This window comes from Halomonas maura, from assembly GCF_030409305.1.
GTDB lineage: Bacteria > Pseudomonadota > Gammaproteobacteria > Pseudomonadales > Halomonadaceae > Halomonas > Halomonas maura.
Genome location: NZ_JAUFPQ010000025.1, coordinates 40,032 through 64,959, shown reverse-complemented (window position 1 = coordinate 64,959; position 24,928 = coordinate 40,032). Strand labels below are relative to the sequence as shown.

The following is a 24,928-nucleotide window of genomic DNA, read 5'->3' as shown; positions in this document are numbered from 1 at the left end:
GCGGTGTGCATGAAGGAGCGGTTCTCACATTGTGGTTGGACCGAATCCAGGGGGAAGGTCAAGCGGGCCCGCCGGGTGAATCATCATCAGCCACCTATTCCGGAAACGATTCGGGGTTCGAGAGAGTCCGGGGTCGTTTCATCCTGGCATTCGTGCCAGCAAGCCAAGGAGCTCCCGACTCGAGGCGTTCAGGGGTGCCGCTGCCGAGTCTTCGGGCCGCCTCGGCGCAACATAACGCGCCCGCCAGCAATCGCCTCGGCAGGTGCGATGACACCCGTCGCCGCGCCATGTGCGGGGGTCACTCGGCCTCGGGCAGGGAATCGCGTATAATGCGACTAAAGTCTAATAATGGAGCTTGCCTTGACCCTGACCACCCCGGCGCTGCTGTTTCCGGCCATTTCCCTGCTGCTGTTGGCGTATACCAACCGCTTCTTGACCCTGGCGCAGTTGATTCGCAAGCTGGCCGACGAGGAGCGCGACGCCCATCACGAGGTAGCGATGCGCCAGATCCTGCTGCTGCGCAAGCGGATTACCCTGACCAAGCGCATGCAGATGGCGGGCGTGTTGAGCTTCCTGCTCTGCACGCTATCGATGTTCGCGCTGTTCCTGTCCCTCAAGCTCCTCGGCATGCTGCTGTTCGGCGTCAGCCTGATCAGCCTGTCGGTGTCGCTGGTGTTCTCCCTCTGGGAGGTGAAGATCTCGACCAATGCCCTGAATGTCCAGCTCCAGGATATCGAGAACTGGAGCCGGGACCGGGCCGCCGGCAAGGCAGTGGCAGTCGACGAGGAGGAGGAAGAGGGCATGCACGGCTTGTGAGCCGTATGTCCCCCGGCTAGACTGGCGGGCCTTCACAGGAGGCCACATGACCCCCCAGCAGTTGCTGTTCTATTGCCGTCCCGGTTTCGAGGCCGATCTGGCCAGTGAAGTTGCCGCCAAGGCGGCCTCCGTGGGCTGGCAGGGCTATCCCCGCGCCGAGCCACAGGCCGGTCATGTCCGCTTCGTGGTCAGCGAGGAACGCCCCGCCAACGCGCTGCATCGGGCCCTGCCACTGGCCTCGCTGGTCTTTGCCCGCCAGAGCCTGGTGGCACTGGAGCCCCTGGAAGCCTTGTCACGGGACGACCGTCTCACGCCCATCGTCGAACAGGTCGTGGCGAGCGGCTGGAGCTTCGAGTCGCTGTGGCAGGAGACCCCGGACACCAACGAGGCCAAGGCGCTGGCCGGACTGATCAAGGCGCTCAAGCGCCCCCTCGAGTCGACGCTTCGCAAGCGCGGGGCCCTGCGGCGCAAGGCCGGCGGCCGGCGCCTGCACCTGCTGTGGACCGAGGGTGACCGGGTCCAGCTGGGGATGAGCTTTCCCGGCAATCGCAGTGAGCTTGCCGGTGGCATTCGGCGCCTGCGCTTCCCCCATGACGCGCCGAGCCGCTCCACCCTCAAGCTCGAGGAGGCCTGGCACGAGTTCGTGCCACGAGATCAATGGGAGGACCGCCTGGGCGAGGGAATGCAGGCGGCGGACCTGGGGGCGGCGCCGGGCGGCTGGACCTGGCAACTGGTCCATCGGGGGATGCAGGTCTACGCCATCGACAACGGCCCCATGGATCGCAAGCTGATGGCGACCGGCCTGGTCGATCACCTGCGTGAGGATGGCTTCGTCTGGGCGCCGCCATCGCGGCTGGACTGGCTGGTCTGCGACATCGTCGACAAGCCGGCGCGGGTCATCGACATGGTCGAGCGCTGGCTGACCCGACGCTGGTGCCGCGAGGCGGTCTTCAATCTCAAGCTGCCGATGAAGCGGCGCTGGGAGGCCGTCTCGGAGGGCCTGGCCCGGCTGGACGCCGCCCTCGGCGAGGCCGGGGTCAAGGCGGAAATCGCCTGCCGTCACCTCTATCACGATCGTGAAGAGGTGACGGTGCATGTCCGGTTGTTGAACTGACGGGCGGGGGAGGGGGTCAGTAGCTCGGCGCGTAGATGCGGACGTGCTCGTCCTCGGTCAGCAGGGGCAGCATCTGCTGCATCACGCGGCTGCGCTGCTCGCTGTCACGCCACTCCTTCCAGGCCCGCAGGTCACGCCACTGGGTGATTATCAGGCGCCGGTCGCTGTGGTCCTTCTCGACCAGGGTCTCGCCGCCGCCGAAGCCCGGGGCGCCGAGCACCTGGCGCATGGCCTCGCGGGCCGCCTCCTCGTATTCTGCCTCCAGCCCGGGCATGATACGACGTTCGATAATGATCTTGATCATCCACTAGCTCCCTAGACGCTATTCTCTCATTTCCTTAGGCGAGGTCATCGATGGTTGATTCCGCGGATTCCCTGCCCACTTGCCATGCCGAACTGGACACCACGGGGCTCTACTGCCCCGAGCCGATCATGCTGATGCACAACAAGGTGCGCGACATGCAGTCGGGGGAGGTCCTCAAGGTGATCGCCAGCGACCCGGCCACCACCCGGGACGTGCCCAAGTTCTGCGGCTTCCTCGGCCATGAACTGCTGCAGCAGCACGAGGACGACGGCCGCTATCTCTACTTCATCCGGCTGGGCTGAGGCGTGGCCCAAGGCCTGCCTCATTCCGGCTGTTCGGCATCGGGCATGACCATCAGGGCCAGGGCTTCCAGGGTGGCGGGATCCTCGCGGCGAATGCGGTTGGCGATCTGCCGCTGGAAGAAGTAGACCACCCGGTGGCGACTGTGGCCGGGGTAGAGGCAGGCATCGCCGGGCAGGATCGGGGTGGACTCGACCAGCCGCTCGTCGGCGAGCAGGGCCTCGATCGCCCCGTCGCTGTACAGGCGCCAGCCGAACACCTGCTTGAGCTGCCAGGGCGCCCCACTCTCGTCCATGCACAGCGCATGGGTGCCCTGGGTTTCCGGCAACTGCTGGATCAGGGTCGCCTCCTCGGTCTCCTCGTACTCGAAGTAGGCGGCGGCCTGCTCGAGCTCCAGCACCTTGTGCTCGGGGGGCTCCTCGAACAGTTCCTCGGTCTCCGGATCCCGGTACCCGATGAAATGGCCATGCTCGGGGTCATCGAGCATCTGGCAGGGCGTCAGGCTTTCCATCCATGGCACCAGGCCGACCACTTCGCCGTCATCCCGTAGCCCCCAGGCCAGCAGGGGCATGCCGTAGTAGGCTTCGGATTCGGAAGGCAGCCGATAGACCATCTCCAGGCCGTCGAGCTCGGGAGCGAGACGCACCAGGCGTTTCCTGGCCTGTTGGCGTTGGCGCATGGTGTCCAGGTCGATGACCCGGGCGGGGCGGTGTGACAGCGGGATACCCATGAAGTCCCTCCTGCTGCTGCATGGTCACGGCATTGGCGATTGGGCCTGTCGGCAGCGCACAACGTCACTGTCTTCCCATCAATAGCACAGAGTGGTGACCGAGGTTAAGCCTCTGGCGTCAACCGCAGCGACGAATCATGGCCTCACGCAGGCCGCGATGACGCTCCCGGGCCGCCTCCAGCGCGGGCCAGGGTGCCTGGTCGGCCTCCAGGGAGAGCCAGCGCTGGCGATAGGCGACGATGGCCGGTGGCGGGTCGACGAGCTGGGCCTCGATCAGCCGGTCGAGGCCCAGCAGCCAGCGCCGGGACTGCCGCTGGAGCCCGTCCAGCCAGCGGGTCAGCCGGTCATGCCCGGTCGCGATGGTCAGCTCGGTACAGCGAGTCCCGTTGGCCAGAGCCGTCTCGAGCAGCGCCGAGGCCTCCTCGAGGCGTTGTTCGGCCAGCAGCAGGGCACGCAGCAGTTCGGCGGTCAGTGGACGGGTCTGCAGGGTCTGGAGATGGCCCTCGAGGGTCGCGGAGTCCGGGGGCCAGCGGCGGTCGAACTGGTGGAGGACCGCCTCGCGCAGGTAGTGCAGTGCGGGCAGCTGTGTCTCGACCGCCGACAGCGCGTCCGGCGCCAGCGGGGCGCTGGCCCGGGAGAAGCTGCCGACCCACTCGCTGGAGTCGAACACGGCATTCCAGCTCGCCCGTGGCAGCTGCTCGGTCTTGCTCCGGGTGAGGCGCGCCAGGCGCGTCCGGTCGGCGTCGCCGAGGCGCTTCGGTACCTCGGTGTTCCAGCAGCCACTCAGGCGGCGCCACAGGGCGAGCTCATAGAGCCAGCGCTGGCTCGGGGCGGCTACCCGGCCCAGCTGGTTGTTGCGGGCGGCGATCAGGTTGGCGATATGGCAGTCACGCAGGGCGAAGACCGCCAGCATGCCCTCCCGGCTCTCGTCGAGGGGAAACAGGCGCGCCTCCGGCTCGGGGAAGGCCGCGATGTTGGTCGGACGGCCGGGAGAGGGGGGCGCCAGGGCGAGGGCGCCCGCCAGGCGCCGCTGGTAGTCCACCAGCAGCGTCTCGGCGGGGCCGTCGCTGCAACCGGCGAGCAGCAGACCCAGCAGCAGCGTGGCCCACCAGCCGGCCCGCCGGCGGCCGTCAGTCCCGCAGGTCGGGAAGTTCCATGTCGCCATGGGCCACCGCCTTGCTCCGTCGTCTCAAGCGCTCGCCGAGCAGCATCGCCGCCACGCTCAGCCCGGCGATCAGCCCGATCCAGTAGCCGTACACCCCGAGCGGGGGGACCCGGCCGAACAGGCCATACGCGCCCAGCCAGTGGCCACCGCCGAGGCCCACCAGCCAGTAGGCGAGCAGGGTGATCAGCATGATCACCCGGGTATCCTTGTAGCCGCGCAGGGCGCCGGCCAGGCCGACCTGCAGGGCGTCGGAGACCTGGTAGAGCATGGCGAGCCCGACCAGGGACAGGGTCAGCGCGATCACGGCGGGGTCGTGGGTGTAGAGGGCGATGACCGGCTCGGCCGTCAGCCACAGCAGCAGGCTGTTGAACAACGCCACGGCCACGGCGATCAGGATGCCGTTCCAGGCCACCAGGCGGGCCGCCTCGGGACGGGCCTGGCCGAGGGTGTGGCCGACCCGGACGGTCAGCGCCATGCCCAGCGACAGCGGCAGCATGAACAGCAGGGAGGTGTAGTTCAGGGCCACCTGGTGGGCCGCCACGGTCACCTCGCCGAGGCTGGCGATGAACAGCGCGATCAGGGTGAACAGCGTCACCTCGACGAAGATGGCCACCCCGATCGGCACCCCCACGTAGAGCAGCTCTCCGATCACCCGCCAGCGCGGCGGGGTGGGCGAGCGCCACAGCTCGACGTCGCCATAGGCCCGGCTGCGACGGGTATAGGCGATCATGGTCAGGCACATCACCCACATGGACAGCGCCGTGGCGATGCCACAGCCGACCGCTCCCAGGGCGGGCAGGGCCGCCAGCGGCCCCGGCAGTCCCTCGCCGACCAGTGCGGTGAGCCCCGCGCCGCCATAGATCAGCAGGTAGTTGCTGGGGATGTTCACCGCCAGCCCCACCAGGCTGATCCACAGCGCCGGGCGGGTGTGATTCATGCCGTCCGAGAAGGCGCGCAGCGCCTGGAAGATCGCCACGCCGGGCATGCCCAGGGCCACCGCGGCCAGGTAGCCTGCGGAACGGCGTGCCACCTCCTCGGGCACCGCCATCAGTCGGAACACCGGCATCACCGCCAGCCACAGCAGCACGGCGGCGACGATGCCCAGGGCCACGCCGATCCACAGCGCCTGGTGCACGTTCTCGCGGATGCCTCCCCGACCGCCACCCAGCAGCTGGGCCACCACCGGCGTCAGGCCCATCAGCGTGCCGGTCATGAACAGCATCAGCGGCAACCACAGGCTCGAGCCCACTGACACCGCCGCCAGGTCGGTGGCGCTCAGGCGGCCGGTCATCATCACGTCCACCACGCTCATGCCCGCCTGGGCGAGCTGGGCGCCGCAGATGGGCAGGGCCAGACGGATCAGCGGGCGGGTTTCCCGGCGCGTGACGGCGAGCAGGTCGGCGGTGAACGGGGCCAAGGGGCATGCTCCATGCAGAGGGTGACCAGGCCCCGGGCCTCATGCCGTCGGGGCGGAGCGGATAGTCTATCAGGGGCCGCGAAACGCCGGGCTACTCGAAGCCCGCCCGTCGCAAGCCCTCGAGATAGTGGGCCGCATCGGCCTCGCGCCGATAGGGATCGAGCGCGGTCAGCCAGTCGAGGCAGCTGATGCCGGGGGGGAAGGTGCCTCGCGAGACCTGGTAGCGATAGTGGCGATAGACGGTGTCCCGGTGGCCGGCCGCCCGCTCCGGCTGGCCGAGCTGGGCATGGGCCGCGGCGAGGAAGGCGGGCGTGTTGCAGAAGGCCTCGGGGGCCGTAGCCATGGTGGCGATCGCCTCCTCGTAGAGGTGGGCGCTGTAGAAGGCGATGCCCGCCATGCCGGCGTACCACTCGGGCCGATAGGGCGCCAGCCGCAGGGCCCGGCGAGCCGCCGCCACGCCCCGCTGCGGGTCGCCGGCCAGGGCCAGGGCGAAGGAGGCGTGGGCCAGGACATCCGCATCGTTGGGATTGAGCTCCAGCGCCAGGCTGAGTTCCCGGTGGGCGACGTCGTAGTGCCGGGCATAGAGCTCGGCCAGGCCCAGCATGCAGTGGGCGCGGTGGTCGTGCTCGTCGAGGCCGACCGCCTTGCGGCCGAGCTCCAGGGCCTCCTGCTGCAGGAAGACCCAGTGGCCCCAGGCATAGCAGGCCCACTCGTTGAGGTGGGCGAGGGCCAGGCCCACATAGGCCCGGGCCAGCTGCGGGTCCTGGGCCAGGGCCTGGCGGAAGAAGCCCCGGGCCTGCTGGATGGAGGCGAGCTCGGGGCGCCGCAGGGCATGCCAGCCCCGCAGCCAGAGGTCATAGGCCTGCCAGTCCCGGGGAGGTTGGCGACGCGCCTGGCGCAGCCGCTCGGCCTCGAGCCCGCCGACCAGGCGAGCGACGATCTGCCCGACGATCTCGTCCTGGACCTCGAAGCAGGCCTCGCCCTGGCAGTCGTACTGCTCCGCCCAGACCTGGTGGGCATCGGCGGTGGACAGCAGGCGAGCGGTGAGCCTCAGGCGCTCGCCACGGCGCTGCAGGCGCCCCTCGAGCAGGTAGTCCACGCCGAGCTCGCTGCCGATGCGCTGCGGCGCGGCGTCGCTGTCGCGGTAGGCCAGCGCGCTGGTCGAGGCGATGACCTCGAGCTCGCGAAAGCGCCCGAGCTCGGTGGCGATATCCTCCGCCAGGCCGTCGCCGAGATGACGGTCCGCCACGTCGTCCGTCGCCAAGGCCAGCACGGCCAGGGCCGGACAGCCGTCCGGGCTGGCCCGCCGCCGGGCACGCTCGCGAGCGGCCGTGGCGATGACGCCGGCGCGCTCCGGCAGGTCATCCGGCTCGTTCGGCGGGGGAGCCGCCGGCGTCGGGCCGCCCGGCTGCAGGGCCAGCAGCGTCTCCCTGAGGCGCTCGGTCTGGGGGCCGGGTTGGCGGCCGGTCTCGTCGAGGAGCCGCTCCCGGCAGCGCTGATATTGCGCCAGGGCGGCGCCGACCCGGTCCTGGTAGAGGTAGAGGCGGATCAGGGTGCGGTGCACCCCCTCGTCCAGGGGGTCGTCGGCCAGCAGCCGCTGGGCCAGCTGGATGCCGGGATCGATGGCGCCGGTGACCACGTAGTGGTCGAGCAGGCGGTGCATCAGCTGCTGGCGCCGTTCCTCGAGGGCCAGGCGTTGCGCCATCAGCCAGTCCTCGAAGGTCTCACCGTAGTCGCCCATGCCCTGCAGGAAGGGGCCGCGATACAGCGCCAGGGCCCGCTCCAGGGTCTCCGGGGTCCCGTCGGCCAGCAGCCGATCGAAGGCCTCGAGGTCGACCCGGACCCCGGTCGCCGCCAGCCCCAATTCGCGCCGATCGACGACGAGGACGCCCCGGGCCGCCTCCGGCAAGGCCTGGTGCAGGCGTGACAGGGCCTTGCGCAGGTTGCTGCGGGCCTGGGCCTCGGGCATTTCACCCCACAGCAGTCCCGCCAGCCGCTCGCGGGAATGGCGGCGTCCGGGCGAGACCGCGAGGTAGGCGAGCAGGGCCTCCACCTTGCGGGTTGGAAAGACGATTCGCGAGGCCTCCGACGAGTGACAGGCGAACTCCCCGAGCAGCGATAGGTGAAGGGTCATGGCGGCGCGCCTCCTTCCCTCAGTCTATGTGCTGGCCCGGGGAGGCGCTAAGCCGCCGGTCACGGCCTTGTCACGCTCCGGGAGCGCCTTGCGGCTATAACCAAGGTATAGCCCCCGGGACAGGGACGTCCGGGGCCCGCGCCGCCCGATGCGGCAAGCCTCGATGAGCCAGGAGGTGGACCATGGCGACGACAGCCACTGACACACGAGCGTCCGGCCCCCGGGAGCCGGACGCCGAGGCGATCCTTGCCCTCGCAGAACGCCTGCACGGGACGCTGGTCACGCCCGACGACCCGGACTATGACCGGGCACGCCGGGTCTACAATGCCATGCACGACCGCCATCCGCGGCTGATCGTCCAGGCCGCGGGAGTCGCCGACGTGATGGCCGCGGTGACCTTCGCCGGCCGACATGGGCTGCCCCTGGCCGTACGGGGAGGCGGCCACAGCGTGCCCGGGTTCGGCACCTGCGACGATGGCCTGGTCCTGGACCTCGCCCGCCTGCGGGGGATTCGCGTCGATCCGGCGGGGCAGCGGGTGCGCGCCGAGGCGGGGTGCACCTGGGCCGACCTCAACCACGCCACGGCGGCCTTCGGGCTGGCGACCCCCGGCGGGATCGTCTCCACCACCGGCATCGCCGGGCTGACCCTCGGCGGGGGACTCGGTTACCTGAACCGCCGCTGCGGCCTCGCCTGCGACAACCTGCTCTCGGCGGATGTGGTCACCGCCGACGGGAACTTCCTGACCTGCAGCGAGGAAGCGCATGCCGAGCTGTTCTGGGCGCTGCGCGGCGGAGGCGGCAACTTCGGCGTGGTCACCTCCTTCGAGTATCGGCTGCACGAGGTGCCCGACATCCTCGGCGGGCCGACCTTCTATCCCCTCGATGCCGAGGTCATCCGTCGCTACCAGGCCCTGATCGCCCAGGCGCCGGAGGCGCTGGGGGCGATCCTCGGCATCACCCTGGGGCCGCCGCTGCCCTTCGTGCCCGAACGCTGGCAGGGGCAGCCGGTAATCGTGGTGCTGACCTGCTGGAGCGGCCCCACGGCCGAGGACGAGGCGATCCGCGAGCGTCTCGACGGTCTCGGGCCCGTGATCGGCCAGGCGCTGCAGCGCATGCCGTATCCGCTGATCAACACCCTCTTCGACGAACTCTTGCCGGCGGGACTGCGCCACTACTGGAAGGGCTGTTTCTCCGGCCCCCTCGACGAGGAGGCGATCGCCGTGCACCTGGAGCATGGCGCGCGGATTCCCTGCCTCGAGACCGCGACTTTGCTGTTTCCCATCGATGGCGCCTGCCGGCGCGTCGCCCCCGAGGCCACGGCCTTCGCCTACCGGGAGGCCGCCTTCGCCACGGTGCTGGGCCCGAGCTGGCGCGACCCGGCCGACGACGAGCGCCACCTGGCCTGGGGGCGGGCCTACTATCGGGCCCTGCAGCCGCATGTCGAACCGGGGGGCTACGTGAACTTCATGTCCGCCGACGACGGCGATCGGGTCCCGGACAACTATCGCCAGAACTACGACCGGCTGGCGCGGATCAAGGCGCGCTACGACCCCGGTAACCTGTTCCACCTCAACCAGAACATCCCGCCGGCGAGCGCGTCCTAGCGGCCAGGCCCGGCGCCTCGGGCGTCGGCCCGCTCGACCCCGGCGAACAGGCTGAGCCGCAGCCAGCCGGCCAGGCGGCGACGCAGCCTGGCGGGGCCGCGCAGGTCGAGTTCGCCGGCCTGCCGGGCGGCCTGGAGGGAGCGGTCGCCGAGCCAGATGTCGGTCAGCACGGGCAGGGGGACGGCGAGGAAGAGGTCCACCGGGAATCCCGGGTCCTTGAGGCAGACATCCACCTGGCCGCGATCGATGACCAGCCAGTAGAAGCGCCGCCTGGCGGGCATGTCGGTGAACTCGACGCGCAGTACCGTGCGTCCCCCGGGAAAGCGGTCGATCCGCAGGCGACGGTGGATGTCCCACATCAGCAGTCCCGAGTCGAGATCGTTCCCGTCGGCCTGGCGACGCACCCAGCGCTTGCCCCAGGCGCCCAGCGACTCGATGACCGGCTGCAGGGCCTCACCGGCCTCGGTGAGCCGATATTCGCTGCCGCCCCCGGGAGCCTCGCGACGGTTGACCAGACCCTCGTCCTCGAGCCGCTTGAGGCGCTGGGACAGCAGCGAGGGCGACATCAAGGGCACGCCGCGGCGCAGGTCGTTGAAGTGGTGGCTGCCGCACAGCAGTTCCCGCATCACCAGCGGCGTCCAGCGCTCGGCGACGATCTCGGCGGCCTTGGCCACCGGGCAGAACTGGCCATATCCCCTAGTCATGTCCCTGACGCTAGTCCAGGGCCGCGCGGGGTACAAACATCGAACTGGTCGGGGCGGCCGGGCGGGCCCAGGCTGAGGGTACGCCATCCTCATTCACCTACCGGTCGCTCCGCTGGAGCGACGGTATCCGACCAGGGGCGACGCGATCGCCCCGGGAGCACAATCATGACTCCCCTCAGCCATCGGGCCCGCCTGTCGTCGCCGCAGGTTGCCTCGCTGCGCGATGCCTTGCATGGGCCTGCCTTGTTGCCCGGCGAGCCGGGCTATGACGCTGCACGCACCATCTGGAACGCCATGATCGATCGCCATCCGGCCGTGATCGTCCAGGCCCAGGGCGCGGAGGACGTGATGGCGGCGGTCCGCTTCGCCCGGGAACAGGATCTGGCGGTCGCCGTGCGTGGGGGCGGGCATAACGTGGCCGGCCATGCGGTCTGCGAGGGCGGCCTGATGCTCGACCTTTCCACCATGGCGGCGGTGCGGGTCGACACCCGGCGCCGCATCGCCCGGGTCGACCCCGGCGCGCTGCTGGCGGACCTCGACCGCGAGACCCAGGCGCATGGCCTGGTGACGCCGGGCGGCTTCATCTCCTCCACCGGGGTGGCGGGCCTCACCCTGGGCGGCGGCTTCGGCTACCTGTCCCGGCGATTCGGGCTGACCGTCGACAACCTGCGTGCGGTGGAACTGGTCAGTGCCGGGGCCGAGCGGCTGCGTGCCACCGATGACGAGCATGCCGAGCTGTTCTGGGGCCTGCGCGGCGGCGGGGGCAACTTCGGTGTCGCCACCGCCTTCGAGTTCGCGCTCCACGACCAGCCTCACGAGGTCCTGGCCGGGCCGGTGGTCCACGACGCCGCCGATGCCCCGGAGGTGCTGCGGCGTGTCGCCGAGGTGATGCGCGAGGCCCCCGACGAGGTCGCCTGCCTGCCGGTACTGCGCCATGCCCCGCCCAAGCCCTTCATCCCCGAGGCGTTCCACGGCGAGCTGATCCTGCTGCTGGCGATGATCCACAGCGGCGACCCCGCCAGCAGCGAGGCCGCGCTGGCGCCGTTGCGCCGGATCGGCCGCCCCATCGCCGATGTCGTGGCGCGGCGACCCTACGTGGAGTTCCAGTCGATGTTCGACGCCACCGCCGATGCCGGGGCGCGCAACTACTGGAAGGGCCACTATCTCGACCAGCTGACCGGAGAGGCCGTCGACGTGCTCTGTGAGCGGGCCCGGCGCATGCCCGGCAAGGAAGCCTCCATCGGCATGCTGTCCCTGGGTGGCGAGATCGCCCGGCAGCCAGCGGCCTCGACCCCCTACCCCCACCGCCAGGCCGCCTGGGTGCTCAACATCCAGGCCCGCTGGCGGGACCCCGAGGAGGACAGGCGCCAGATCGACTGGGCCCGGGACACCTTCACGGCCATGGCGCCCTTCACCACCGGCGGCGTCTACGTCAACTTCATCAGCGGCGACGAGGGCGAGGCCCGGGTTCGGGCCGCCTACGGGGAGGATGTCCACGCGCGCCTGGTGGCCCTCAAGACGCGCTGGGATCCCGACAACCTGTTCCACCTGAACCAGAACATCCCCCCGGCGAGCGCGTCCTAGCGGCCAGGGCCGGCGCCTCGGGCGTCGAGGCGTGGCGGCGCTTTTCGCCGCCGCGCCCGGCTCGCTATACTACGCCGCCCATGTCCCAGACCCAGGTGCCCGAGTGAGCCATCGCCTCGAGGATGTCATCGCGCTGTTCGACGGCCTCTTCCTGCCCACCTACCGGACCCGGCTGGTGCGCGGCGCTGACGAGCCGCTCTACCTGCCCGCCGACGCCGAGACGCCCTGGCACCGGGTGATCTTCGCCCGGGGCTTCTACGCCAGCGCCCTGCACGAGATCAGCCACTGGTGCATCGCCGGGGCGCGGCGCCGCGCGCTCGAGGACTACGGCTACTGGTACCTGCCCGACGGGCGCGATGCCGAGCAGCAGCGCGCCTTCGAGTCGGTGGAGGTGGCGCCCCAGGCGCTGGAGAGCCTGTTCGCCGCGGCCAGCGGGCGGCGCTTCAACGTCAGCGTCGACAACCTGGGCGAGGTGGCGGTCGACCGGGAGGCCTTCCGGGCCCGGGTCGCCGCCCGGGCGGCGCGCTACGAGACGGAGGGGCTGCCGCGCCGGGCGGCGGCCTTCCGGTGCGCCCTCGAGGGGTTCTACCGCCAGGGGCTTTCCCTCGAGGCGGCCGTGGCGCGCGGGCGAGAGACGCTGGCACCGCTGCCGGCCTGAGGGGCCGTCGCCCCCGCCGACGCGAGCGCAGGCCCAACGGGCCGTTGCGGTGGTGGGGCATCGGGCATGCCGCTTGGCGGGCCGATGGAGTAGGCTTCAAGGCAGTGCCCCATCACAAGGAGTCCGGCCGTGGCCACCGCCTTTCCCCTGGAAGATGCCTTCTTCGCCGCCCTGGCACGCGACGACTGGCCGCAGCCGAGCCGCCCCCGGGGGCTGGAGGCGGCCGGGCTGGACGGCCCCCGCCTGGTCGAGCTGTTCGAGTCGCAGCTGCTCAGCCGCCACCTCGACTATCAGGCGCGCCGCCTGCAGGCCCGGGGCGAGGGGTTCTACACCATCGGCAGCGCCGGCCACGAGGGCAACGCCGCCATCGCCGCGGCCTTCCGCCACACCGATCCGGCCTTCCTGCACTATCGTGATGCCGCCTTCCTGATCCAGCGCAGCAAGGCGCTGCCCGGCCAGACCCCGCTGCGCGACATGCTGCTGAGCTTCTGTGCCGCGGCGGAGGATCCGATATCCGGCGGGCGCCACAAGGTGCTGGGCGCGCTGAGCCTCACCATACCGCCCCAGACCAGCACCATCGCCTCGCACCTGCCCAAGGCGGTGGGCGCCGCCTACAGCCTGGGCCTGTGGCGTCGCTTGGGCGGGGCCGGCCGCTGGCCGGCCGATGCCGTGGTGCTGTGCAGCTTCGGCGATGCCTCCTTCAACCATTCGACCGCCCAGGGGGCCTTCAACGCCGCCGGCTGGGCCGCCTTCCAGGGCATGCCCATGCCGCTGGTGCTGGTCTGCGAGGACAATGCCATCGGCATCTCCACGCCGACCCCCGAGGGCTGGATCGAGGCCAGCGTGCGCGCCCGCCCCGCGCTCCATTACCTGAGCTGCGACGGCCTCGATCCCCTCGACACCTATCGCGCCGCCCGGGAGGCGGAACGCCTCGCCCGGCGGCGCCGCCAGCCGGTGTTCCTGCACATGCACTGCGTGCGCCTGATGGGCCATGCCGGCTCCGACGCCCAGCAGGCCTATCTCGACCCCGCGCGTATCCAGGCCGACGAGGCTCGCGACCCGCTGCTGATCGCCGCCGGCCTGCTGCGCCGGCATGGCCTGCTCTCCGTCGCCGAGCTGGAGGCGCGGTACCGGGCCGTCGGCGAGCGGGTGGCGCGGGAGGCCGAGGAGGTGATGGGCTGCCCGCGGCTGGCCTCCGCCGCCGAGGTGATGGCCAGCATCGTGCCGCCGGCACGCCCCTCGCGGCGGGTGGCGGTCGCCGAACCGGCCGTGGCGGACGACACCCCGGCGCCCATGGCTCGGCTGATCAACCAGGCCCTGGCCCGCCTGATGGTGGCCTACCCGCAGCTGGTGATGGCGGGGCAGGACATCGGCCGCAAGGGGGGCGTCTATGGCGTCACGCAACGGTTGCAGGCCCGCTTCGGGACCAGTCGGGTCATCGACACCCTGCTCGACGAGCAGAGCATCCTGGGGCTCGGCATCGGTCTGGCCCACAACGAGCTGCTGCCGATGCTGGAGATCCAGTTCCTCGCCTACCTGCACAACGCCGAGGATCAGCTGCGCGGCGAGGCGGCGACCCTGAGCTTCTTCTCCCGGGGGCAGTACACCAACCCGCTGGTGGTGCGCATCGCCGGGCTCGGCTACCAGAAGGGCTTCGGCGGCCACTTCCACAACGACAACGCCATCGCGGTGCTGCGCGATATCCCCGGCCTGCTGGTGGCCTGTCCGTCCAACGGGGCCGACGCGGTGGGGTTGCTGCAGGAGGCCGTGCGGCTCGCCGACGAGGAGCAGCGCGTGGTAGTGGTGCTGGAGCCGATCGCCCGCTACCACACCCGGGATCTGCTGGACGAGGATGACCAGCGCTGGTGCTGCGCCGATCCCGGTCCCGAGTTCCGGCTGCCCGCCGGCCGGCCCGGCCGCGACGGCGAGGGGCGGGCGCTGGCGATCATCACCTACGGCAACGGCGTCTACCTCTCCCACCAGGCGCGGGCCCGGCTGGGGGCGGCGGGCGAGGGGGTGCGCATCATCGACCTGCGCTGGCTGACCGGCCTCGACCACGACGCCCTCCATCGCCAGGTGGCGGACTGCGCCCAGGTGCTGTGCGTCGACGAGTGCCGGCGCACCGGCTCGCTCAGCGAGGAGATCATCACCGCCCTGGTGGAGCGCGGCCTGGCCGGCGAGCGGCTGCATCGGCTGACCGCCGAGGACAGCTTCATCCCGCTGGGCCCGGCGGCCACGGTGACCCTGCCGTCGGCGGAGGCCATCCTCGGCGAGGCCCGCCGACTGCTGGGCAGCCTCGGCTCGGGGGAGGAGGGCGAGACGCCATCACCAACGCTTCCGGCGACGGGGCGGCCTGCCTCCTGAGCGCCAGCCTCGCCCCGGGGCGTCGGCCGCGGGGGGCTAGTCGGAGGCCTGCAGCCGCTGGTGCAGGGTCAGCATCACCTGGATCTCCTCCTCCGGGCGCAGCGGCTCGAGGCCGAGCTCACCGAACAGCTCGCCCCGCGCGCGGGACCAGTCGCCCGGGGGGAGGTCGCCATAGAGGCTCTCGGCGGGGGCGAGCTCGACGAAGGGATCCAGCCCGTAGGTCTCGAACAGCCGGGAGAGCGCCGCCTCGTCATCGCCGACCCCGGCGGTGTAGAGGGTGGCGTTGAAGTGGTCGGTCTCCAGCTCGCGGATCACGTCCAGCGGGCTCACGCCCAGGCTGGTCAGCTCCTCCAGGCTGTAGGTCCCCAGCGAGATCAGCTCGTCGTCGAGCCAATCCTCGTCCGGCTGGATCAGGGTGTGCTTGACGCGGCCGTCGGGCAGCGTCCAGGCGATGGAGAGCGGCAGGTCGCCGTCGTCGCCGGTCTCGACCGCAATGAAGGCGGGCAGCTCATCCATGTCGGGGTCCCTCCTCGAGGGCGTGGTGTGCGTCGTGGTTCGCATCGAGCCCGAAGAAGGCGCGGGCGGTGGCGGTGGTGGCCTGGGCCAGCTCGGCCTCCGTCAGTCCGCGCCAGTGGGCGATCTCGCGCACGATCCAGGGCAGCAGGGCCGGCTCGTGGCGCCTGCCCTTGAGTTTGGCAGGTAAATTGCGCGGCAGCAGGTAGGGGCAGTCGGTTTCCACCATCAGCCGTTCCAGCGGAATCTCGCCGACCAGCTCGCGCAGGTGGTGGCCGCGACGCTCGTCGCACAGCCAGCCGGTCAGGCCGACATGCAGGTCGAGATCCCGGTAGCCGTAGAGGGTCTCGCGGTCGGCGGTGAAGCAGTGCACCACGGCCCGGCTGATGTCGTCGCGCCAGGCATGCAGCATCTCGCGCATGCGGCGGCCGGCATCGCGCTCGTGGAGGAACAGCGGCAGGCCGCTCTCCGCGGCCAGGCCGAGCTGGGCCTCGAAGGCGCGCTCCTGCTCGGCGGGGCTCGAGAAATTGCGGTTGAAGTCCAGGCCGCATTCGCCCACCGCGACCACCTCCGGCTCGCGGTGCAACTCGCGCATGGCGGCCGCCAGGCTCGGCGACCACTGGCGGGCATCGTGGGGATGCACGCCGGCGGTGGCATACAGGCCGGCGTGCTGGCGGGCCAGTCGCACGGCCTGCTCGGCATGCTCGCGGTCGGTGCCGGTGAGGATCAGGGTCGTCACGCCGGCGGCTCGGGCGCGGGTGATCGTCGCCTCGAGGTCGCGGGCGAAGCTGTCGTGGGTCAGGTTGGCGCCGATGTCCACCAGCGGGGCCGGCGAACGGAACCTCAGCGCCTCGGGCAGCACATCGTCGAAGGGGGGCGTTGCGTCGGCCAAGGCGGAACACTCCTGTCAAAGCGGGCGCGCATTGTACCCGGGAGAGGCGGGGTGGGGCCACGACGGGCCGGCCATGCGTTACACTGGCGCCCTCGATGAACCAAGAGGTGAGCGCGTGACCCTGCTACGTCTGGAACAGCTGCAACTGGCCTACGGTCCCCAGGTGCTCCTCGACGGCGCCGATCTGGTGCTGGAGAAGGGCGAGCGCCTGGCGCTGGTGGGCCGCAACGGGACCGGCAAGTCGACCCTGCTCAAGCTGGTCGCCGGCGAGATCGTCCCCGACGGCGGCAGCATCTGGCGTGCGCCCGGCCTCAAGATCGGCGTGCTGGCCCAGGACCTGCCCGATGCCTCCGGCGAGACCATCTTCGACGTGGTGGCCCAGGGGCTGCCCGAGGCCGGGGAGCTGCTGTCCGAGTACCACCACCTGGTCCAGGCCGACGACCCGGACATGGCTCGCATGGCCCGGCTGCAGACCCGTATCGAGGCCATCGATGGCTGGTCCTTCCACCAGCGCATCGACGTGGTGCTGACCCGCCTGGGTCTGCCCGAGGACGCCGAGATGGCCGGGTTGTCCGGGGGCTGGCGGCGTCGGGTCGCGCTGGCCCGGGCGCTGGTCGCCGAGCCCGACCTGCTGCTGCTCGACGAGCCCACCAACCACCTGGACCTGGACACCATCGCCTGGCTCGAGGAACAGCTCGCCGACTTCAATGGCGCGGTGCTGTTCATCACCCACGACCGGGCCTTCCTGTCCAAGCTGGCCACCGCGATCCTCGAGCTCGATCGCGGTCGCCTCGGTCGCTACCCGGGCGACTATGCCCGCTACCAGGAGCAGAAGACCCACGAGCTGGAAGTCGAGGCCCGGGAGAACGCCGAGTTCGACAAGAAGCTGGCCCAGGAGGAAGCCTGGATCCGTCAGGGCATCAAGGCGCGGCGCACCCGCAACGAGGGTCGCGTGCGCGCCCTGCAGCAGCTGCGTCGCGAACGCGGCGAGCGCCGCGAGCGCCAGGGCCGCGCCAACCTCTCGGTGGACACCGGCGAGCGCAGCGGCAAGCGGGTGGTGGAGCTGTCGCACGTCACTCAGCGCTATGGCGACGAGACGGTGATCCGCGACCTGAGCCTGGAGATCCAGCGCGGCGACCGCATCGGCTTCATCGGCCGCAACGGCGCCGGCAAGACCACCCTGCTCAAGATCCTGCTCGGCGAGCTCGCGCCCACCGAGGGCCAGGTACGCGTCGGGACCAAGCTGCAGGTGGCCTACTTCGACCAGCTGCGTGCCGGGCTCGAGCCGGAGAAGACCGTCTACGACAACGTCGCCCAGGGCAGCGACCGGGTCACCGTGGGCGGGCGCGACCGCCACGTGATGAGCTACCTGCAGGACTTCCTGTTCACCCCGGAACGCGCCCGCCAGCCGGTCAAGGCGCTGTCCGGCGGCGAATCCAACCGGCTGCTGCTGGCCCGGCTGTTCACCCAGCCGGCCAACGTGCTGGTGCTCGACGAGCCCACCAACGACCTGGACGTCGAGACCCTGGAGCTGCTCGAGGAGCTGCTGCTCGACTTCGACGGCACCCTGCTGCTGGTCTCCCACGACCGGGCCTTCATGGACAACGTGGTGACCAGCGTGCTGGCCTTCGAGGGCGAGGGCCGGGTCCGCGAGTACGTGGGCGGCTACAGCGACTGGGTGCGCCAGGGCGGCAAGCTGCCGCCGGCTCCCTGGGACGGCGCGGCCCGCCAGGGGGTCGAGCCCACGGCCGAGGCCGCGCCGGCCAAGCCCGAGCCCGAGAAGGCGGCCGAGGCGAGCCCGGCGGCGCCCAAGCGGGTCAAGCTCTCCTACAAGCTGCAGCGCGAGCTCGATACCCTGCCGGCGGCGATCGAGCGCCTCGAGGGCGAGCTGGCCGACGTCGAGGCGCGGGTGGCCGACCCGGCCTTCTATCAGCAGGACAGCGAGACCGTCACCGCGACGCTCCAGGCCCTGAACGACAAGCAGGCCGAACTGGAAACCGCCATGGAGCGGTGGATGGAACTGGAGGCCCAGGCCGCCGGGGAGTAAACGACGATTCGCGACTGCGCTCGACGACCCGCAGGGAGCTGGGAAGGGCATTGGTTCGTCGCGAACGACCCCGACGATCTTGACCGCCACGTGGCCTGAAACACAAAAAGGCGCCCTTGGGCGCCTTGTGTGCGGGAGCGGCGAGGGCCTATTCCTCGGCCTCGCCCTCCTTGCCGACACGCACCGCCAGGACATCGCACTTGGCGCCGTGCAGCACCCCGGTGGAGGTGGAGCCCAGCAGCAGGGCGAAGCCGTGACGGCCGTGGGAGCCGACCACGATCAGGTCGACGCCCTGCTCCTCGGCGAAGCGATGGATCTCGGTATCGGGCATGCCCACGACCACGTGCTGGTTCTCCTTGGCCACGTGGGGATCGGCGATCTCCGCGAGGCGCTGCTTGGCGTGATCGTCGAGCTGGTCCTGGATGCTGGTCAGGTCCATGGGGATATCGCCGCCGTAGGCGAAGCCGAGGGGTTCGAGGGTATGCATGATGGAGAGCCTGGCCTGGTTGCGGTCGGCGATCTGCATCGCGCGCTCCAGGACCTTGTGGGAGTCCTTGGTCAGGTCGACCGCGACCAGGACGTGACGATACTCGTTGCTCATGGCATTGCCTCCGGCAGGGTGTCCAACGGGTGGTGGAATGCCTTCCACTCTAGGACGCTTGGCGAGCCACGACAACGACTTGCATCAAACTTCGAACAGGAAACGGTTATGGTCTGGTTGATCATCCTGGGGGTCGTGGGACTGGTGTTCGCCCCGGCCATGTGGCTGCGTCCGAGTCCGCGTCAGCAGCGGCTGATCCGCCTGCGCGAGGCCGCCAGGCACGCCGGGGTCAGTGTGCGCCTCGAGAACTCCCCGCTGCACGACGGCGGCGAGCTGTTGCCCGCCTATCGCTGGCCCTATCCCGCCCAGCAGCCGGGGCCCGACTTCGTGCTGGTGCGCGATGCCGTCGCCAGCCAGGCCCTGAGGCCCTACCGGGGCGGCTGGCGCTGGCGGCTGGAACCCCTGCGGCCCCTGCCGGACGCCGCCCAGCAACGGCTGGCGGCGCTGCTGGCGCGGCTGCCGGAGGATGCGCTGGTGGTGGAGTCGGGAGCGGCGGCGCTGACGCTGTGGTGGGAGGAGTCGCTGGACATCGCGGCGCTGGAGTCGCTGGCGACGGGCTTCGCCGAGCTGCGCGACAGCCTGGCCAATCGGCCGGACCGCCCCGAGGCCCACCGCCGCCTGCGCTCGCCGCGGGCCTGATGCCGCCGGCGGCGGTCAGGGCTCCTCGCGGGCCTGGATCGCCATGCCGTTGGCCTCGATCCGCGACAGCAGCTCGCTGAGCTGCGCCACCTCCTCGTCGGCGAGGCCGGCGAGCATCTCGTGGCGGGCCTGACTGACCACGGCATCGATGCGCTCGAGCAATGGCATGGCCGCCTGGGTCAGGAAGATGCGCTTGGTACGCCGGTCCTGGTCGCAGGGTCGCCGCTCGATGAGCCCCTGCTCGGCGAGCTGGTCGAGGGTACGCACCAGGGAGGGGGCCTCCACGCCGATGGCCCGGGCGAGGTCGCACTGGGGCTGGTCGTCGCCCAGTCGCCACAGGTGGTAGAGGGTGACCCAGCGAGTCTGGGTCAGCCCCTCCGGCGCCAGGCGCCGGTCGATGATGGCGCGCCACAGGCGGGGTACGCGGGCAAGCTGGAAGCCGATGTTCTGATGCATGGGACTCTGCATTGAGGGTAAGCCTGGCTGGATTGTCCGGAGCGTTGGCGTGTAATGCAAGTGACGCCCTCAGGGCGTCCCGGCGCCGTCCTGGCGCGGCGTGTCCTTCCCGCCGTCGGGCAGCGGCGACTCGGCGGGGCGGGCGATCAGCCGGCGCAGGTCGAGGCCGGGAAGCCCCGGCGGGGCCTGGATCCGTCCGTCGGCCAGGGTCGCCTGTTCCGCCGAGTCGCTGACCCGGAAGCGCAGCACGCCGATGCGCTGCCCGCCGGCGGTCATCACGTCGACCCGCCAGTTCCCCAACACCGCCTCGGGGAAGTTCTGCTTGTGGGTCCAGGCCCGATAGCCCTCCTCGCGACCGCCCTTGATCACCAGGGGAATGCGGTCGACCAGTTGGCCCTCGTGGCGCCATTCGTGGACGACTTCCTCGCGCAGCCCCCGCGGTGCATGGATCGCCGTATAGGCATAGAGCCCATGGTCGACCAGCGCCTCGGGGGTCAGGCGCACGCCACCCTCCGGGGCCCGGGCCTGCTCGTCGAAGCTCGGCGACAGGGCGCGGCCGGACAGCCACAGGCTGGCGGGTGGCACCCACAGGCGGCCGGCCCAGCCGGCGCCGGCGAGCAGCGGCAGCAGGGCCAGCATCGCCAGCCAGCGTCTCCGGGTCATGGGCCGCAGCAGGTGCATCAGGCTCGGCAGGCTGAAGATGACCATGGCCGCCAGGGCCAGCAGCAGGCTCTGGCCGGTGGTCAGGTGGAGCAGGGTGGGCAGCGTGACCAGTACCACCAGGAAGACGCACTGGGCGTGGAAGGCGAAGTACAGCCAGCGGTGGCGATCGGCCAGGCGGTAGTAGAGCGGGTCGAGGATCGACAGGATCGCCAGGGCCAGCATCAGCAGCGTGAATGCCGCCTGTCCGCTGGTCCACACCGTGGTCGCCAGCAGGAAGGGCAGGGTGAAGAACAGCGTCTCCTGGTGGATCATCTGGGCGATGAAGGTGGTCACACCGCGAGGGAGGGTCGGATAGCCCCGTCGCGACAGCAGGCGACTGATCAGGCTCTCCGAGAGCAGCAGCACCCAGGCCAGCAGCATGCCGAGGGCCAGCATGGCGCCGAGCCACTGCTGGCGCTCCACCAGGAAGAAGCTGCCGACCCCCGCGGCGAAGGCCACCGGCGGCCACAGCCAGCTCCATGGCCGGGCGCGTGCGGCCAGCCGCGCCAGGCGCTGCTGCCAGGCATCGAGACGCGCTCCCCGAGGGGGCAGGGCGGCGGGGTCGGAAAGGCGGCGATCGGGAGGCATGCCCGCATCCTACCAGCCCGGCCCCGATCGTGGGAGTCGCCGCGCCGCGACGGCCGAGCGATCGCCGACGCGGGGCTTGACGTCGTCGCCGGACTGGACCAAGCTGTCGAAATCAAACGGCCGTATGAATTCCTGCACGGAGATTCGTGGATGATCTATCAAGGCAATGCCATCACGGTGGCACGTGGTGACGACGACATCGCCACCCTGACCTTCGACCTCGCGGGTGAGTCAGTCAACAAGCTCTCCACCGCGGTGGTCCAGGAGCTCGACCAGGCGGTGGGGGCCCTGAGCGCCGAGGCCGGCCTCCGGGGGCTGATCCTGGCCAGCGCCAAGGAGGCCTTCATCGTCGGGGCCGACATCACCGAGTTCCACGGCATGTTCGAGCAGGGGGCGGACCAGATCCAGGCCATGCTCGAGCGGGTGCATGGCATCTTCAACGCCCTGGAGGACCTGCCGTTCCCCACCGTCAGTGCGATCAACGGCCTGGCGCTCGGCGGTGGCTGCGAGGTCACCCTGGCCACCGACTTCCGGGTCATGGCCGAGGCCGCCAGGATCGGCCTGCCCGAGACCAAGCTCGGCATCCTCCCCGGCTGGGGTGGCTGCGTGCGCCTGCCGCGGCTGATCGGTGCCGACAACGCCATCGAGTGGATCGCCGGTGGCTCCGAGAACAAGGCCGAGGCCTGCCTCAAGGTCGGGGCCGTCGACGCGGTGGTGCCCGCCGAGGCCCTCGCGGCGGCGGCCCGCGACATCCTGGCCCGGGCCAACGCCGGCGAGCTGGACCACCGGGCCCGCCGCGCCGAGAAGACCGGGCCGCTCAAGCTCGACGCCATCGAGCAGATGATGGCCTTCGAGACCGCCAAGGGCTACGTGGCCGGCAAGGCCGGGCCGCACTACCCGGCCCCGGTGGAGGCCATCAAGGTCATCCAGAAGGGCGCCGGCGAGGAGCGCGCCCGGGCCCAGGCCATCGAGGCCAAGGCCTTCGCCAAGCTGGCGCTCACCGACGTCTGCTACAACCTGGTCGGCCTGTTCCTCAACGATCAGGTGGTCAAGAAGAAGGGCGCCGGCTACGCGAAGCAGGCCGGGGACATCGACCAGGCCGCGGTGCTGGGTGCCGGCATCATGGGCGGCGGCATCGCCTACCAGAGCGCCTCCAAGGGCACGCCCATCCTGATGAAGGACATCAAGGAGGAGGCCATCGCGCTGGGGCTCAAGGAGTCCCGCAAGCTGTTCACCAAGCAGGTGGAGCGCGGCAAGCTCTCCACCGAGCAGATGGCCGAGCGGCTCGCCAATATCCGCCCGACCCTGTCCTACGGCGACTTTTCGCACGTCGACCTGGTGGTCGAGGCCGTGGTCGAGAACCCCAAGGTCAAGGGAGCGGTGCTCGCCGAGGTGGAAGAGCGGGTCGGCGAGGACACCGTCCTCACCTCCAACACCTCGACCATCTCGATCACCCGGCTGGCCGAGAACCTCAAGCGCCCCGAGAACTTCTGCGGCATGCACTTCTTCAACCCGGTGCACCGCATGCCGCTGGTCGAGGTCATCCGCGGCGAGAAGACCGGCGATGCCGCGGTGGCGGCCACCGTGGCCTACGCCCGCCAGATGGGCAAGACGCCGATCGTGGTCAACGACTGCCCGGGCTTTCTGGTCAATCGCGTGCTCTTCCCCTACTTCGGCGGCTTCAGCCAGCTGGTGGCGCAGGGCGCCGACTTCCGGCACATCGACAAGGTGATGGAGCGCTTCGGTTGGCCCATGGGCCCGGCCTACCTGCTCGACGTGGTGGGCATGGACACCGCGGTGCATGCCGGCGAGGTGATGGCCGAGGGCTTCCCGGAGCGCATGGGCGGCATGGGCAGCGACAGCGGCAAGAGCGCGATCCGGCTGATGGTCGACCACGACCGCCTGGGCCAGAAGAACGCCAAGGGCTTCTACGCCTATGAGGAGGACAGGAAGGGCAAGCCGAAGAAGGTCGTCGACGAGGACGCCATCGCCCTGGTCGAGGGGCTGGCCGAGGGCGAGCGCGAGTTCAGTGACGAGCAGATCATCGCGCGCATGATGGTCCCACTGTGCCTGGAGACCGTACGCTGCCTCGAGGACGGCATCGTGGGGAGCGCGGCGGAAGCCGACATGGCGCTGATCTACGGCATCGGCTTCCCGCCGTTCCGCGGCGGCGCCCTGCGCTACATCGACGCCATGGGCGTGGACGCCTTCGTCGCCCAGGCCGACTCGCTGGCCGAGGAGCTGGGGCCGCTCTACGCGCCCACCGACCGGCTTCGCGAGAGGGCCCGCCAGGGCGAGCGCTTCTATCAGGATGGCCAGCAGGCCTGATTCACCACGTGCTATTAACCAGGTACCGGGGAGTACGAGTTCGATGAGTTTGAATCCGAGAGACATCGTGGTGGTCGACGGCGTGCGTACCGCCATGGCCAAGGCCAAGAACGGCGCCTTCCGCCACGTGCGTGCCGAGAACCTGTCCGCCGCCGTGATGCAGGCGCTGTTCGACCGCAACCCGGGCCTCGACCCCAGGGAGGTCGACGACATCATCTGGGGCTGCGTCAACCAGACCCTCGAGCAGGCCATGAACATCGCCCGCAACGCGGCGATCCTGACCGGCATCCCGCGCACCGTGCCGGCCCAGACGGTCAACCGCCTGTGCGGCTCCTCGATGAGCGCGCTGCATATCGCCGCGGCCAATATCCGCGCCGGCATGGGGGACGTCTACGTGATCGGTGGCGTCGAGCACATGGAGCACGTGCCCATGACCCATGGCGTCGACGTCAACCCGGCGGCCAGCAAGCACGCCGCCAAGGCGGCCATGATGATGGGCCTGACCGCCGAGCTGCTGGGCAAGATGCACGGCATCTCCCGGGAGGACCAGGACGCCTTCGGCGTGCGCTCCCACCGGCTCGCCCAGGCCGCCCTGGACAACGGCGGCTTCGACAACGAGATCATCGGCGTCGAGGGCCATGATGAGCGTGGCTTCCGGGTCCGGGTGGATCGCGACGAGGTGATCCGCGCCGACGCCAGCCTGGAGAGCATGGCCGCGCTCAGGCCGGTGTTCGACCCCAGGAACGGCACCGTGACCGCCGGTACCTCCTCGGCGCTGTCGGTGGGCGCCAGCGGCATGGCGGTGATGAGCGCCGAGCGCGCCCAGGCGCTGGGCCTTGCGCCCATCGCCCGGGTGCTGTCCACCGGGGTGGCGGGCTGCGATGCCTCGATCATGGGCTACGGGCCGGTACCGGCCAGCAAGAAGGCGCTGAAGACGGCGGGGCTGACCATCGACGACATCCAGACCGTCGAACTCAACGAGGCCTTCGCCGCCCAGTCGCTGCCGGTGCTCAAGGACCTCGGCCTGGGCGATCGCCTGGACGAGGCGGTCAACTTGCACGGCGGGGCCATCGCCCTGGGCCACCCGCTGGGCTGCTCCGGGGCACGCATCTGCACCACCCTGCTCAACGTGATGCGCGAACGCGACACCACCCTGGGCCTGGCGACCATGTGCATCGGCATGGGGCAGGGCGTGGCCACGGTGTTCGAGCGCCTGAAGTAGGCGACCCTCGCGGCCGCGCGAACGGCACGCAGCACGACGACGGCAC

General features: G+C 70.6%; 22 protein-coding genes. 11 read left to right on the top strand and 11 right to left on the bottom strand.

Features of this window, described 5'->3' with window-relative positions; genetic code table 11:
• The first annotated feature begins 360 nt into the window (after positions 1-360).
• Positions 361-816 carry a DUF2721 domain-containing protein gene (locus QWY76_RS17355; protein WP_290312645.1) on the top strand — a complete coding sequence of 152 codons (456 nt, stop codon included), beginning with the start codon at positions 361-363 and terminating at the stop codon, positions 814-816.
• A 46-nt stretch (positions 817-862) separates the two neighbouring features.
• Positions 863-1,930 (top strand): 23S rRNA (cytidine(2498)-2'-O)-methyltransferase RlmM, encoded by a 1,068-nt coding sequence (rlmM, locus tag QWY76_RS17350; protein ID WP_290312643.1) that lies wholly within the window; start codon positions 863-865, stop codon positions 1,928-1,930.
• Between the two features lie 16 nt (positions 1,931-1,946).
• On the opposite strand, the gene QWY76_RS17345 is transcribed toward rlmM, so the two are convergent.
• Positions 1,947-2,234, bottom strand: a complete 288-nt coding sequence (locus QWY76_RS17345; protein ID WP_290312642.1) for an antibiotic biosynthesis monooxygenase family protein — start codon at positions 2,232-2,234, stop codon at positions 1,947-1,949.
• Between the two features lie 50 nt (positions 2,235-2,284).
• On the opposite strand from QWY76_RS17345, the gene tusA reads away from it, so the two are divergent.
• Positions 2,285-2,536, top strand: a complete 252-nt coding sequence (gene tusA / locus QWY76_RS17340) for a sulfurtransferase TusA (RefSeq protein ID WP_290312640.1) — start codon at positions 2,285-2,287, stop codon at positions 2,534-2,536.
• A gap of 20 nt (positions 2,537-2,556) precedes the next feature.
• Here the strand turns inward: tusA and QWY76_RS17335 are convergent, their stop codons facing one another.
• From QWY76_RS17335 to QWY76_RS17320, 4 genes are all read right to left on the bottom strand, one after another.
• Positions 2,557-3,264, bottom strand: coding sequence for a hypothetical protein (locus QWY76_RS17335; RefSeq protein ID WP_290312638.1), 708 nt, complete (start codon positions 3,262-3,264; stop codon positions 2,557-2,559).
• A 118-nt stretch (positions 3,265-3,382) separates the two neighbouring features.
• Positions 3,383-4,429, bottom strand: coding sequence for a DUF3080 family protein (locus QWY76_RS17330; protein WP_290312636.1), 1,047 nt, complete (start codon positions 4,427-4,429; stop codon positions 3,383-3,385).
• Positions 4,395-5,846, bottom strand: a complete 1,452-nt coding sequence (locus tag QWY76_RS17325) for an MATE family efflux transporter (RefSeq protein ID WP_290312634.1) — start codon at positions 5,844-5,846, stop codon at positions 4,395-4,397. The genes QWY76_RS17330 and QWY76_RS17325 overlap by 35 nt, the downstream gene beginning before the upstream one ends.
• 91 nt (positions 5,847-5,937) lie before the next feature.
• On the bottom strand, positions 5,938-7,980 hold the full coding sequence (locus QWY76_RS17320; protein WP_290312632.1) for a BTAD domain-containing putative transcriptional regulator: 2,043 nt from the start codon (positions 7,978-7,980) through the stop codon (positions 5,938-5,940).
• A 182-nt stretch (positions 7,981-8,162) separates the two neighbouring features.
• Here QWY76_RS17320 and QWY76_RS17315 point away from each other — a divergent pair, with 182 nt between their 5' ends.
• A complete protein-coding gene (locus QWY76_RS17315) occupies positions 8,163-9,584 on the top strand; it encodes an FAD-binding oxidoreductase (protein ID WP_290312630.1) in 1,422 nt (473 codons plus the stop codon).
• Here the strand turns inward: QWY76_RS17315 and QWY76_RS17310 are convergent.
• Positions 9,581-10,288 carry a winged helix-turn-helix transcriptional regulator gene (locus QWY76_RS17310; RefSeq protein ID WP_290312628.1) on the bottom strand — a complete coding sequence of 236 codons (708 nt, stop codon included), beginning with the start codon at positions 10,286-10,288 and terminating at the stop codon, positions 9,581-9,583. The two genes, QWY76_RS17315 and QWY76_RS17310, sit on opposite strands and share 4 nt — an antisense overlap.
• Before the next feature lie 165 nt (positions 10,289-10,453).
• On the opposite strand from QWY76_RS17310, the gene QWY76_RS17305 reads away from it, so the two are divergent.
• From QWY76_RS17305 to QWY76_RS17295, 3 genes are all read left to right on the top strand, one after another.
• Entirely contained in the window at positions 10,454-11,872 is a 1,419-nt protein-coding gene (locus tag QWY76_RS17305) for an FAD-binding oxidoreductase (protein ID WP_290312627.1), read from the top strand.
• 103 nt (positions 11,873-11,975) lie between these two features.
• Positions 11,976-12,530, top strand: coding sequence for an elongation factor P hydroxylase (locus QWY76_RS17300; protein ID WP_290312626.1), 555 nt, complete (start codon positions 11,976-11,978; stop codon positions 12,528-12,530).
• 129 nt (positions 12,531-12,659) lie between these two features.
• Positions 12,660-14,894, top strand: coding sequence for a thiamine pyrophosphate-dependent enzyme (locus tag QWY76_RS17295; RefSeq protein WP_290312625.1), 2,235 nt, complete (start codon positions 12,660-12,662; stop codon positions 14,892-14,894).
• Positions 14,895-14,930: 36 nt separating this feature from the next.
• Here QWY76_RS17295 and QWY76_RS17290 read toward each other — a convergent pair whose 3' ends face one another.
• On the bottom strand, positions 14,931-15,410 hold the full coding sequence (locus QWY76_RS17290; protein ID WP_290312624.1) for a hypothetical protein: 480 nt from the start codon (positions 15,408-15,410) through the stop codon (positions 14,931-14,933).
• A complete protein-coding gene (locus tag QWY76_RS17285) occupies positions 15,403-16,299 on the bottom strand; it encodes a TatD family hydrolase (RefSeq protein WP_290312623.1) in 897 nt (298 codons plus the stop codon). The genes QWY76_RS17290 and QWY76_RS17285 overlap by 8 nt, the downstream gene beginning before the upstream one ends.
• A gap of 115 nt (positions 16,300-16,414) precedes the next feature.
• Between QWY76_RS17285 and QWY76_RS17280 the strand changes: the two genes are divergently transcribed.
• Entirely contained in the window at positions 16,415-18,346 is a 1,932-nt protein-coding gene (locus QWY76_RS17280; RefSeq protein ID WP_290312622.1) for an ATP-binding cassette domain-containing protein, read from the top strand.
• A gap of 148 nt (positions 18,347-18,494) precedes the next feature.
• On the opposite strand, the gene QWY76_RS17275 is transcribed toward QWY76_RS17280, so the two are convergent.
• Positions 18,495-18,947, bottom strand: coding sequence for a universal stress protein (locus QWY76_RS17275; RefSeq protein ID WP_290312621.1), 453 nt, complete (start codon positions 18,945-18,947; stop codon positions 18,495-18,497).
• 108 nt (positions 18,948-19,055) lie between these two features.
• Between QWY76_RS17275 and QWY76_RS17270 the strand changes: the two genes are divergently transcribed.
• Positions 19,056-19,586, top strand: a complete 531-nt coding sequence (locus tag QWY76_RS17270) for a preprotein translocase subunit YajC (RefSeq protein WP_290312619.1) — start codon at positions 19,056-19,058, stop codon at positions 19,584-19,586.
• A gap of 15 nt (positions 19,587-19,601) precedes the next feature.
• Here QWY76_RS17270 and slyA read toward each other — a convergent pair whose 3' ends face one another.
• Positions 19,602-20,042 carry a transcriptional regulator SlyA gene (gene slyA, locus QWY76_RS17265; RefSeq protein WP_290312618.1) on the bottom strand — a complete coding sequence of 147 codons (441 nt, stop codon included), beginning with the start codon at positions 20,040-20,042 and terminating at the stop codon, positions 19,602-19,604.
• A 69-nt stretch (positions 20,043-20,111) separates the two neighbouring features.
• The gene (locus QWY76_RS17260; protein WP_290312617.1) at positions 20,112-21,332 is read right to left on the bottom strand and encodes a DUF5924 family protein; all 1,221 of its coding nucleotides are present in this window, start codon (positions 21,330-21,332) and stop codon (positions 20,112-20,114) included.
• 150 nt (positions 21,333-21,482) lie between these two features.
• Between QWY76_RS17260 and fadB the strand changes: the two genes are divergently transcribed.
• Positions 21,483-23,660: a fatty acid oxidation complex subunit alpha FadB gene (gene fadB, locus QWY76_RS17255; protein WP_290312616.1), complete on the top strand. Its 2,178-nt coding sequence runs from the start codon at positions 21,483-21,485 to the stop codon at positions 23,658-23,660.
• 43 nt (positions 23,661-23,703) lie between these two features.
• The gene (gene fadA, locus QWY76_RS17250; RefSeq protein WP_290312614.1) at positions 23,704-24,882 is read left to right on the top strand and encodes an acetyl-CoA C-acyltransferase FadA; all 1,179 of its coding nucleotides are present in this window, start codon (positions 23,704-23,706) and stop codon (positions 24,880-24,882) included.
• Positions 24,883-24,928 lie beyond the last annotated feature (46 nt).

Excerpts from the sequence above, each read along its gene's own strand:
- rlmM (WP_290312643.1), top strand. The coding sequence starts at position 863 with ATGACCCCCCAGCAGTTGCTGTTCTATTGCCGTCCCGGTTTCGAGGCC.
- QWY76_RS17345 (WP_290312642.1), bottom strand. The coding sequence starts at position 2,234 with ATGATCAAGATCATTATCGAACGTCGTATCATGCCCGGGCTGGAGGCA.
- tusA (WP_290312640.1), top strand. The coding sequence starts at position 2,285 with ATGGTTGATTCCGCGGATTCCCTGCCCACTTGCCATGCCGAACTGGAC.
- QWY76_RS17335 (WP_290312638.1), bottom strand. The coding sequence starts at position 3,264 with ATGGGTATCCCGCTGTCACACCGCCCCGCCCGGGTCATCGACCTGGAC.
- QWY76_RS17330 (WP_290312636.1), bottom strand. The coding sequence starts at position 4,429 with ATGGCGACATGGAACTTCCCGACCTGCGGGACTGACGGCCGCCGGCGG.
- QWY76_RS17320 (WP_290312632.1), bottom strand. The coding sequence starts at position 7,980 with ATGACCCTTCACCTATCGCTGCTCGGGGAGTTCGCCTGTCACTCGTCG.
- QWY76_RS17315 (WP_290312630.1), top strand. The coding sequence starts at position 8,163 with ATGGCGACGACAGCCACTGACACACGAGCGTCCGGCCCCCGGGAGCCG.
- QWY76_RS17310 (WP_290312628.1), bottom strand. The coding sequence starts at position 10,288 with ATGACTAGGGGATATGGCCAGTTCTGCCCGGTGGCCAAGGCCGCCGAG.
- QWY76_RS17305 (WP_290312627.1), top strand. The coding sequence starts at position 10,454 with ATGACTCCCCTCAGCCATCGGGCCCGCCTGTCGTCGCCGCAGGTTGCC.
- QWY76_RS17290 (WP_290312624.1), bottom strand. The coding sequence starts at position 15,410 with ATGGATGAGCTGCCCGCCTTCATTGCGGTCGAGACCGGCGACGACGGC.
- QWY76_RS17275 (WP_290312621.1), bottom strand. The coding sequence starts at position 18,947 with ATGAGCAACGAGTATCGTCACGTCCTGGTCGCGGTCGACCTGACCAAG.
- QWY76_RS17270 (WP_290312619.1), top strand. The coding sequence starts at position 19,056 with ATGGTCTGGTTGATCATCCTGGGGGTCGTGGGACTGGTGTTCGCCCCG.
- slyA (WP_290312618.1), bottom strand. The coding sequence starts at position 20,042 with ATGCATCAGAACATCGGCTTCCAGCTTGCCCGCGTACCCCGCCTGTGG.
- QWY76_RS17260 (WP_290312617.1), bottom strand. The coding sequence starts at position 21,332 with ATGCCTCCCGATCGCCGCCTTTCCGACCCCGCCGCCCTGCCCCCTCGG.
- fadB (WP_290312616.1), top strand. The coding sequence starts at position 21,483 with ATGATCTATCAAGGCAATGCCATCACGGTGGCACGTGGTGACGACGAC.
- fadA (WP_290312614.1), top strand. The coding sequence starts at position 23,704 with ATGAGTTTGAATCCGAGAGACATCGTGGTGGTCGACGGCGTGCGTACC.